A 10,424-nucleotide genomic window follows, 5' to 3' on the forward strand; every position below is an offset into this window, starting at 1 on the left:
CTATCCGGATATCACTCTTCCTCTATCGTCTCCATATCACTCTGCCAGGTAACCCACATGGCCGGTCGGACCGCATTCTGTATGCTGTCCATTTTTGCAAGATCAAGCTGACCATAGGCAGTAATCATTTCAGAATAAGTCTTGAAATCATCATTTTCAACGCATTCCGAATATTCCGGATTACACAGCCACCACCCACAGGTATCTATATCAAATACCTGATACAGTTGTTGTTTCGCATACTCCGTCGGATAGCACAGCAATTCATCATATGCATATTGATGATCATAAAATTCCAATCCAGAATTGATAATCAGATACTCAACCATTTCTGTATAACTCAGCAGAAAAACTTTGTCCTCTGTCTTCCGTTCCAGATGCCAGTAAGGTTTCTCACTTTGCCAGGATACTGATTCATTATTTTCGTCAAATCCTTCCGAAGAGGATACCAGAATATTTTCCTGTTCTTCTTTCGAAAATGTACTGTTATAAAATTCATTATTCAGCCAATTTCGAATCGATGAATTTTCCCAGATAATGCTGCCGCTTCCACTATCATCAAAAGGCAATATATCCAGTCCATATTCACTGAGTAATAAGATTTCTCCATCTTTTTTATCCAATACACGCCACTCAACCGGTTCTCCCTGATAACTGCCATACATGACATGTTCTCCCGGCTCTATCGGAATACTGCTCCCAGCAACCGTATCTGCGTTTTTCCCACATCCTGATAATCCTATGCACAAGCCTGTGATTCCCAGAAAAGCAACGATTCCCAATGTTTTATTTTTCATATTCCTGCAGTTCCCTCACTTCATACATTTACTCAACCTGCTGATTCGCCTCTACCATCTCCATATCACTCTGCCAGGTAACCCACATGGCCGGTCGGACCGCAATAGATTTTGTATTTGCTTTTATATTCTCGCGACTCGTTCCGCTTCCCTGCCCATATGCAGAAACCAGCTCCACACTGTCATCTTCATAAACATGATTACATAACCACCATCCACAAGTTTCTGTTTGGTACCTTGTTTCCAGCTGCTGTTTTGCATATGCAGTCGGATAGCACAATAATTCCTTGTGCGCATAGGGATCACTATAGCATCCCGGATACGGATCTTCCGAAAAATATGCACACAGCTCTGTATTGCTTAACAGAAACACTTTATCCTCTATTTCTCGTTCCAGATATGCATAAGGTTTCCCACCACCTGTTAAATTCATGGATGTATTATATTCTTCAAAGCCTTCTGACTTCGATTCAACAATATTCTCTTTTTCTTTCTCTGAAAATGCACTGTTATAGAAATCATCATTCAGCCATTTCCTTATGGTTGAGTCTTTCCAGTCCACACGACTTTTCCCACTTGTATCAAAAGGCTGCGCATCCAGTCCATATTCACTGAGTAATAAAATTTCTCCATCTTTTTTATCCAATACACGCCACTCAACCGGTTCTCCCTGATAACTGCCATACATGACATGTTCCCCGATTTCTATCGGAACGGTACTCTCAGCAACTGTATCTACGTTTTTCCCACATCCTGATAATCCTATGCACAAACTAATCATTCCCACAACAACAAGCCAGCTATAAGGTTTTCTGCTCATATTCTCGCCACCCCCCCAATTTCCGAACTCCTGCGATATTGCATATATTATAAATCTTAGTCAACCTTTTATCTACATATTATTTTAATTTTTAAGTAAATCTTAAGCATCCTGTTATCTACAAAGCTTTTTACTTTTTTAATAAATCAATGCATAGTTCTCGGTCACACATATGTATTATTTTTTCATTATGTGTAATCACGAGAATTGTTTTTCCTTTCCTGTATTCAAATACAAACTGTAATATTTTTTCTTCCAGATCTCTGTCAATCTGGCTGGTTGCTTCATCAAGAATTAAAATATCCGGTTCTGCCAATAATGCTCTTGCAATTGCAATTCTCTGTCTGTGACCGCCTGACACATTCATTCCATTTTCCGTAAGAATCCAATCATAGCCAAATGGATTATCACGTATAATTTCATCTACACCACAGCCATGTGCTATTCTTTCAAACAATTCATCATTTATTGAATGCGTACAGCCAAATAGCAGTCCTTCACGAATTGTTCCTGATAACAGAACTGGAATTTGTGATACATAAATAATATGCTTTCTAAGACACTCCAACTCTATTTCCGATATTTTTTGTCCACCAATTGTAATAATCCCGGTATCCGGTTCATGCATACCAACAAGAAGTCTTGCCAATGTTGACTTTCCCGATCCGTTTGTTCCTGTTAAAGCAACATGCTCACCTTCATTGACTGAAAATGTTACTTGTTGAAAAACCCATTTTCGATATCCATAGCGAAAAGAAACTCCATCATAATGAATTGTTCCACAAATATCAACAGGCGAAAGTGTTCCTGAATGAAGTTTTTTTTCCGGTGTCGCATTTAATATATCATTTAAGCGATCCATTGCTATGCATGCTTCCTGAAGCTGCGGTTGCAATCCAATCAAATTCTGTACAGGAGAAATAAAATAATTCATCAAACTAGCAAACAAAAACAACGTTCCAAGTGTCATATCTCCATATATTACCCGACTAGTCCCACACCACAAAACCAACACCATTCCTATTCCCTGCACCACTGCTAAAATTTGTCCCTCTGATACAGACAACATATTTCCTTTATAGCATAATGATATATATTGATTCATGCGCTTGACAATATTAGTCCCATATGACTCTTCCTGGGCAAATAACTTTACCATTTCAATTCCATCGATTCCTTCTTTAATACCAGATGTCACTTTTGCATCAGCTTCCATGATATCACGATTCATTTGTTGCATAGGTTTACGATACAATAATACTATTATAAGATAAACCATCAACATTCCCACAATAATAAGGAACAATCTTGTATTGATTCTTATCAAAATGAAAAAACCCGCTATAGCCATAACTGTTTCAAAAGTAATTGTAAGCACACTGCCGGATATTGCATTCCGTACAAAATCCATATCCTGATATCGTCCCATTATATCTCCAGTTTCCCATTGCTGAAAATATGAAAATGGTAAACGTAGCAATTTTGAAACATATTTTTGGGACAGAAATATATCTACCTTTTTTTCGACTGTCGCTAATATTTTTCCTCTGATCATAGCTAAAACAAACTGAAAGAGTATCATAAAGATCATCATTCCAAACAAATATGGCAGATATTGAAGCAAAACTGCAAATTCTTGTAACAAATGTTTTACTCCGGCCATATTTGTATCTATATTTACGAAATAGTTACTTTCATGTAAAATAAACTGATCTATTATTTTTTGGTAAAAATAAGAGTATATTATCGAAATTCCAGCAATCAGAAACGAAATCAATAATATAAAAACAAACTTCCATCTCAAACTAATGAGAATGTCCATATATTGAAATGATTTCTTCTTTTTCTTCCTGATTTCTTTTTCTATATTAACAGAATACAAATTTAAAACATAACCTGTCCATTGACTTTCAAATAGTTCCAGCGAGTATTTTATATGTCCTTTTGCCGGATCAAAAATCCATATTCCTTTATTGGTTACTTTTTTTACAATCACAAAATGTTCCAATCCGTCTATATGCATATGACAAATAGCCGGTAAACATATTTTTCTTTCTAGTATCTCACCAGAAAATTCCTGCCAATTTCCCTGCAATACCTCACATGAAAATCCAACTTTGTTTGCAACTTCCATCAACGCATACATGCTTGTTCCATTTTTATCTATTTTCAAAAGTTCTCGCATATGAAGTAGTGAAATATGTAAACCATATAGATTACAGACAGATGCCATACATGCTGCTGCACAGTCTCTGGTATCGTGTTGCTTTACATAATCATTCCCAAACATTTTCATCTGTATGATCCCCATAAACTTGTGGGTAGCTTTCTTCATTATCTCAAATCATGTACCCGATTATAATATCTCAAACAACAAATATTGCAGTAAGGCTACTGCAATATTTGTTATAAGAGTCAAAAATTTTATTTATTAAACTATAAATGAGCAAATTTGAAAAATTGCACAAAACTACACTGCGAATTTCATAAATGAATCAAAATCATTGCTTTCCTTTGCGCATTGAAAAAGATAACGATACTTTTCCAGCTGAATGGTATCACAGATTTCGTGATATCCAGTTTCAAACGAACAGAACCTACCAGTACCCACTGCACACATGAAATGTGCCAGTGACATAAGTAGCCAGTACCTTTTGATTCCCTGTGCAGAGCGTATCTGATAGCTGTCCAGTGCCAGTTTATCCTTACACTGGCGGAAAAATACTTCAATCGGCCATCGACACACATACCAGGAAAGAATCTCCTGTGTAGACAGGGCTGCGTTTGTACTGATGAAAGCACGCAATGCTTTGGGATTACCAAATGCTTTTTCCGGATAACTCAAAAGAACTACCGCATTTTCTATGCCGTTGAGGTTTCCCTCGTACCGGTACACATAATAGTTTCGTTTTTTGACTGTCACAAGGTCAAATTCACGATGTGTAACAGACAATTCGGCGGCCAGTTCACGAAGTTTCTTTTTCATTCCCGATGGATACAGCAAACGGTTTGTTTTCAAAGCACCGATGGTATGGAACCCTCTCTGTGCAAAGGTATTGATTATCTTTTCAGAAACATACCAGCAGTCGCAAAGAAAATAGGACATTACCGGTGGAACAGGCAGCTCCTTTGCAATGCTTTGTACAATGTCAATCTTGGAAATTGACTTATTGTACATTACAAAAGCATAGTTCAGAACAATGCCATTGCAGGAAAGCATAACAGCAACTGCCTGATGCCCGTAATCCGGTTTTCCCTTTAAATGGGATTGGTGAAAATACGCATCTTCAATCGGATGTAAAGCCTGTGACGAAGGCTTTGTCTTTGAAGCAATCGTATCGTCCACAATACAGAGAACAGGTTTTCCGGTGCGTGCTGCTTCTGAATAAATAATCTCAATGACAGAGCATTTTAACGTATCTGAAAGTAAGGAATCATCCCATTTTCCGGAATTGAGGAAATGGGCAATCGTAGTTCTGTGGCAGGAACTGTTTTTAGCAAAGTCCGTGGTTTTTCCATGATATCCTGAAATGAAAATACTGATTAGGATACTCATAAGATGGTTTATTACTCGGTTCGAATAAAATTTGCATAAGTTTAATTTTTTAAACTGGTTGTATATGAATGAGGAATGATGTATAGTATTTGCGAGAGACACCTTCTTTCGTAAATGTTGCAAATGTTTGTTTTGGCACTTTCATTATACAACACATGGAATCGAGGTGTCTTTCTTTTATGCAAAATCACGAACTTGCTCATTTATAGTTATTAAACTAATTATCCCTTCTATCTAGTTACAACCTTTACTACGACATACATAGACTCTTCCATTTCCACCATATTTTGGATCATATGTTAGTCCACTATACTCATGGCATGTCGTATGGCCTTTCGCAGGACATTTTCTTACCCACCCAGCAACTCCTGGTTTGCTTGCCTCATATTCATTATCAGGTCCATTTCTAGGATATGCCACAACAGTATGTCCCCCACTAATTTCCATACTCATCTGTTTTGATACTTTTTTCATTTGTTTTCCTCCAATAATTTTATAGTATAATGAAATAGATTGCTAAAAAATCATTAATATTATATTTTTCTGTCACCTCTTCTTCAGTCACCATTGGACTCCCCTCCTCCTTCATTTGATGAATCAATCATATCATTGGTTGTTATATACGTCAATATATATTTAGTTTATATAGGTATTGTTTTTTTGTTTTTTTCTATTACTATATAATTGTACAACTAATAGGAAGGAATTAACATATATGACATCAAGGAATACATTTAAAAAAGGTTCCTGCGAACTGTTAGTTCTTCACATACTGAATAACAAAGGGGACTGCTACGGATACGAAATCGGGCAGATCATTCGTGATATCACGAATGAATATCTTTCTTTTCCAGAAGGTTCTATGTATCCTGTTTTATATAAATTAATTGATAAGGGACATATCACTGATTACAAAAAGCAGGTTGGGAAACGGCTGACCCGTGTCTATTATCACATTGAACCATCCGGTCAGAACCGACTCGAAGAATTGACACAGGAATATTTGAAAACCACACAAAGTATCCAGAATATCTTAAATTTTGATTTTAAAACTCAGCAACTGGAGGATGCATGATGAAATATAAAACCTTAACAAAAGGTGGTTCAACTTATTACAGAAAATTAAAAATATTAATTCCGATTAAAGGAAAATATGAAAAGGATTTTTTAAATACTATCTTTCAAAATTTAGAGAGTATTTGCAGTGAGCAGCCAGGAATTACATATAATGAATTATGCACTCGTATCGGCACACCAAAAGATATTATTATCGAATATTATGAAAATGCGGATACGGAATATGTCATTCAGAAATTACATATATCTTCTATCATACGTCGTATTGTTATTTCAATTCTTCTCATTGCTGTAGTTGTTGCTTCTATAGAGCTATATTCATTTCACAAATTATACAAAAGAGCCGAAGACTCCATCGATGGATATGTCATTGAACGTATTCACGACGAAACACCATAATGCTCTTGAGAAGGGATCTTTACTTATAAAGATATTATTTAAATCAATTATAAGTTTTAATCGCTAAACTAAAAAAGAGGGAATCGACATCCTTACAGGTACTTTTTCCTGTAGGATATCGATTCCCTCTTTTATCATTTTTATGCCACATATTGATCGGCAGTAAACTTACAACCCAACCATTTTTTACCGCATATTGGTCAACGGTAAACTTTCAACTCAACCATTTTGAATCTCTCTGCCGATACGGCATGAATAACACTATGAGATATGCATTTAAAAAAAGGAATGCTTTCGCATTCCTTAAAGTGAGCGTGCCGGGGACCTAGACGTCCGGTGGACGTCTGTTTAGGTCCGACCGAAGCGGAGCGGAGACCGAACCTTGGTTCGAACCACGGCACAAAAAAAGAACACTTCCGTGTTCTTTAAAGTGAGCGTGCCGGGGTTCGAACCCGGGACAACTTGATTAAAAGTCAAGTGCTCTACCAACTGAGCTACACACCCATATGAAATTTTGTTTTTAATGCCCAGTTCCGGAATCGAACCAGAGACACGAGGATTTTCAGTCCTCTGCTCTACCAACTGAGCTAACTGGGCATTGAGTTGCGGGAGTAGGATTTGAACCTACGACCTTCGGGTTATGAGCCCGACGAGCTTCCAGACTGCTCCATCCCGCGATATTAGTTAGCGCTTTTATTAAATTGTTAAAGCGAATGGGCGGAGAAGGATTCGAACCTTCGAAGGCATCGCCAGCAGATTTACAGTCTGTCCCCTTTGGCCACTCGGGAATCCACCCATAACATTATTCACAAAAATCAAATTTCTATGCCTAATGTAAAGCCGATGATCGGACTCGAACCGATAACCTGCTGATTACAAATCAGCTGCTCTGCCAATTGAGCCACATCGGCATATTCAATTTTATTAGTTTTAAATGGGACCTACAGGGCTCGAACCTGTGACCCTCTGCTTGTAAGGCAGATGCTCTCCCAGCTGAGCTAAGATCCCATATAAAACGACCCAGACGGGACTCGAACCCGTGACCTCCGCCGTGACAGGGCGGCGCTCTAACCAACTGAGCCACTAGGCCATCAAAGGTATATACCTTCAAAACTTCATACAGAACCGAGTCATTTCAACCTTTTGGTCAAGCCCTCAAACGATTAGTAACAGTCAGCTCCATGTGTTACCACACTTCCACCTCTGCCCTATCTACCTCGTACTCTTCAAGGGTTTTTACTTCTTTAAAAGAATGGGATATCTCATCTTGGGGGGGACTTCACGCTTAGATGCCTTCAGCGTTTATTCCTTCCGGACTTGGCTACCCGGCGATGCCATTGGCATGACAGCCGGTACACCAGTGGTCCGTCCAGCCCGGTCCTCTCGTACTAAGGCCAGCTCCCCTCAGATATCCTACGCCCGCGCCGGATAGGGACCGAACTGTCTCACGACGTTCTGAACCCAGCTCGCGTACCGCTTTAATGGGCGAACAGCCCAACCCTTGGGACCTGCTACAGCCCCAGGATGCGATGAGCCGACATCGAGGTGCCAAACCACTCCGTCGATGTGAACTCTTGGGAGTGATAAGCCTGTTATCCCCAGGGTAGCTTTTATCCGTTGAGCGATGGCAATCCCACTTTATGCCACCGGATCACTAAGTCCTACTTTCGTACCTGCTCCACCCGTCGGTGTCGCAGTCAGCCTCCCTTCTGCCTTTGCACTCTTCTAATGGTTTCCGACCATTATGAGGGAAACTTTGAGCGCCTCCGATACCCTTTCGGAGGCGACCGCCCCAGTCAAACTCCCCGCCTGGCATTGTCCCACCGCCGGATCACGGCGGCTGGTTAGAAACCCGATATTGCAAGGGTGGTATCCCAACAGCGCCTCCCCTGAGACTGGCGTCCCAGGTTCATAAGCTCCCACCTATCCTGTACATGCAATACCAAGCTCCAGTACCAAACTGGAGTAAAGCTCCATGGGGTCTTTCCGTCCTGGCGCGGGTAACCAGCATCTTCACTGGTACTTCAATTTCACCGGGTGCATTGTCGAGACAGCGCTCAAATCATTACGCCTTTCGTGCGGGTCGGAACTTACCCGACAAGGAATTTCGCTACCTTAGGACCGTTATAGTTACGGCCGCCGTTTACTGGGGCTTGGATTCAAAGCTTCGCTTGCGCTAACCTCTCCTCTTAACCTTCCAGCACCGGGCAGGCGTCAGCCCATATACATCACCTTACGGTTTCGCATAGACCTGTGTTTTTGCTAAACAGTTGCTTGAGCCTATTCTCTGCGGCCCACTTGCGTGGGCACCCCTTCTCCCGAAGTTACGGGGTCATTTTGCCGAGTTCCTTGACAATGCTTCTCCCGCCGGCCTTAGGATTCTCTCCTCATCCACCTGTGTCGGTTTACGGTACGGGCGCATGGCAAACAATAGCGGCTTTTCTCGACAGGAGGGGGCACATGCTTCACTACTTTAGTTCGCTCCACATCACGGCTTCGTCTCATGCACAGCGGATTTGCCTGCTGTGCGACTACCTCGCTTGTACCGGACTTTCCATTTCCGGCTCATGTTTCCCTCCCGTGTCCCCACAGTTCTGTTACCATGCGGTACAGGAATATCAACCTGTTGTCCATCGGCTACGCTTTTCAGCCTCACCTTAGGTCCCGACTTTCCCAGGGCAGATCAGCTTTACCCTGGAGACCTTGGATATTCGGCCACAAGGATTCTCACCTTGTTCTCGCTACTCATTCCGGCATTCTCTCTTCTTAGCACTCCACAGCTCCTTACGGTACTGCTTCTTCGCGTTAAGAATGCTCCTCTACCAATGACTACGTCATTCCTGAGCTTCGGTGGCATGTTTTAGCCCCGGACATTTTCGGCGCAGGACCTCTCGACTAGTGAGCTGTTACGCACTCTTTGAATGAATGGCTGCTTCTGAGCCAACATCCTAGTTGTCTTAGAGATCCCACATCCTTTTCCACTTAACATGCACTTTGGGACCTTAGCTGCAGGTCTGGGCTCTTTCCCTTTTGACTATCCAACTTATCTCGTATAGTCTGACTCCCGTTCATCATCTGTATGGCATTCGGAGTTTGATATCCCTTAGTAAGCTTTGACGCCCCCTTGGGAATTCAGTGCTCTACCTCCACCAGACTAAAACGAGGCTAGCCCTAAAGCTATTTCGAGGAGAACCAGCTATCTCCGGGTTCGATTGGAATTTCTCCGCTATCCACACCTCATCGCCACCCTTTTCAACGGATGTGCGTTCGGTCCTCCATTGCCTTTTACGGCAACTTCAACCTGGACATGGATAGGTCACCCGGTTTCGGGTCTGCACACACTGACTCATTCGCCCTGTTAAGGCTTGGTTTCCCTGCGGCTCCGGGACTTTATCCCTTAACCTTGCCAGTATGCACAACTCGCCGGACCGTTCTACAAAAAGTACGCCGTCGGGCATATAAAGCCCTCCGACAGTTTGTAAACACAGGGTTTCAGGTTCTCTTTCACTCCCCTCCCGGGGTCCTTTTCACCTTTCCTTCACAGTACTATGCGCTATCGGTCACTAAGTAGTATTTAGCCTTACGGGGTGGTCCCCGCTCCTTCCATCAAGGTTCCACGTGTCTCGATGTACTCTGGATACTGCCATGCTGAATCACTTTTCGCTTACGGGGCTTTCACCCTCTCTGGCTGGCTTTCCCAAAACCATTCTGCTAAGCTCTTCAGATCAATTATGCAGTCCGAACCCCATGGTGCACGCACCATGGTTTGGGCTCT

7 protein-coding genes, 7 tRNA genes and 1 rRNA gene (1 of these 15 only partly in view) are annotated in these 10,424 nt (G+C 41.4%); 2 read left to right on the forward strand and 13 right to left on the reverse strand.

From position 1 onward, the window contains the following. Positions 1-11: 11 nt before the first annotated feature. From ACIRUQ_RS13185 to ACIRUQ_RS13205, 5 genes are all read right to left on the reverse strand, one after another. Complete coding sequence (locus ACIRUQ_RS13185) at positions 12-797, reverse strand: DUF6273 domain-containing protein (protein ID WP_022035156.1); 786 nt, start codon at positions 795-797, stop codon at positions 12-14. 28 nt (positions 798-825) lie between these two features. Continuing rightward, positions 826-1,617, reverse strand: coding sequence for a DUF6273 domain-containing protein (locus tag ACIRUQ_RS13190; protein WP_022035155.1), 792 nt, complete (start codon positions 1,615-1,617; stop codon positions 826-828). Positions 1,618-1,747: 130 nt separating this feature from the next. Continuing rightward, positions 1,748-3,928: a peptidase domain-containing ABC transporter gene (locus tag ACIRUQ_RS13195; RefSeq protein ID WP_167618666.1), complete on the reverse strand. Its 2,181-nt coding sequence runs from the start codon at positions 3,926-3,928 to the stop codon at positions 1,748-1,750. A gap of 159 nt (positions 3,929-4,087) precedes the next feature. After that, positions 4,088-5,173: a transposase gene (locus ACIRUQ_RS13200; RefSeq protein WP_055290736.1), complete on the reverse strand. Its 1,086-nt coding sequence runs from the start codon at positions 5,171-5,173 to the stop codon at positions 4,088-4,090. A gap of 234 nt (positions 5,174-5,407) precedes the next feature. Then, on the reverse strand, positions 5,408-5,647 hold the full coding sequence (locus tag ACIRUQ_RS13205; RefSeq protein ID WP_021739374.1) for a hypothetical protein: 240 nt from the start codon (positions 5,645-5,647) through the stop codon (positions 5,408-5,410). 241 nt (positions 5,648-5,888) lie between these two features. Here ACIRUQ_RS13205 and ACIRUQ_RS13210 point away from each other — a divergent pair, with 241 nt between their 5' ends. Next, complete coding sequence (locus tag ACIRUQ_RS13210) at positions 5,889-6,248, forward strand: PadR family transcriptional regulator (RefSeq protein WP_021739373.1); 360 nt, start codon at positions 5,889-5,891, stop codon at positions 6,246-6,248. Beyond that, positions 6,245-6,649, forward strand: coding sequence for a DUF6120 family protein (locus ACIRUQ_RS13215; protein WP_156331017.1), 405 nt, complete (start codon positions 6,245-6,247; stop codon positions 6,647-6,649). The genes ACIRUQ_RS13210 and ACIRUQ_RS13215 overlap by 4 nt, the downstream gene beginning before the upstream one ends. A gap of 431 nt (positions 6,650-7,080) precedes the next feature. Here the strand turns inward: ACIRUQ_RS13215 and ACIRUQ_RS13220 are convergent. The 8 genes from ACIRUQ_RS13220 to ACIRUQ_RS13255 form a co-directional block, all read right to left on the reverse strand. Further along, positions 7,081-7,153, reverse strand: a tRNA-Lys gene (locus tag ACIRUQ_RS13220). Between the two features lie 20 nt (positions 7,154-7,173). Continuing rightward, positions 7,174-7,246: transfer RNA gene (locus ACIRUQ_RS13225), tRNA-Phe, on the reverse strand. A gap of 6 nt (positions 7,247-7,252) precedes the next feature. Beyond that, positions 7,253-7,326: transfer RNA gene (locus ACIRUQ_RS13230), tRNA-Met, on the reverse strand. A gap of 37 nt (positions 7,327-7,363) precedes the next feature. Further along, positions 7,364-7,445, reverse strand: a tRNA-Tyr gene (locus ACIRUQ_RS13235). 42 nt (positions 7,446-7,487) lie between these two features. Then, a tRNA-Thr gene (locus ACIRUQ_RS13240) sits at positions 7,488-7,560 on the reverse strand. A 24-nt stretch (positions 7,561-7,584) separates the two neighbouring features. Beyond that, positions 7,585-7,657 (reverse strand) — tRNA-Val (locus ACIRUQ_RS13245). An 8-nt stretch (positions 7,658-7,665) separates the two neighbouring features. After that, positions 7,666-7,739 (reverse strand) — tRNA-Asp (locus ACIRUQ_RS13250). A gap of 53 nt (positions 7,740-7,792) precedes the next feature. Next, positions 7,793-10,424 (reverse strand): 23S ribosomal RNA (locus ACIRUQ_RS13255); it runs 263 nt beyond the window's last position.

It is taken from the genome of Eubacterium ramulus, assembly GCF_045002895.1.
GTDB lineage: Bacteria > Bacillota > Clostridia > Lachnospirales > Lachnospiraceae > Eubacterium_I > Eubacterium_I ramulus.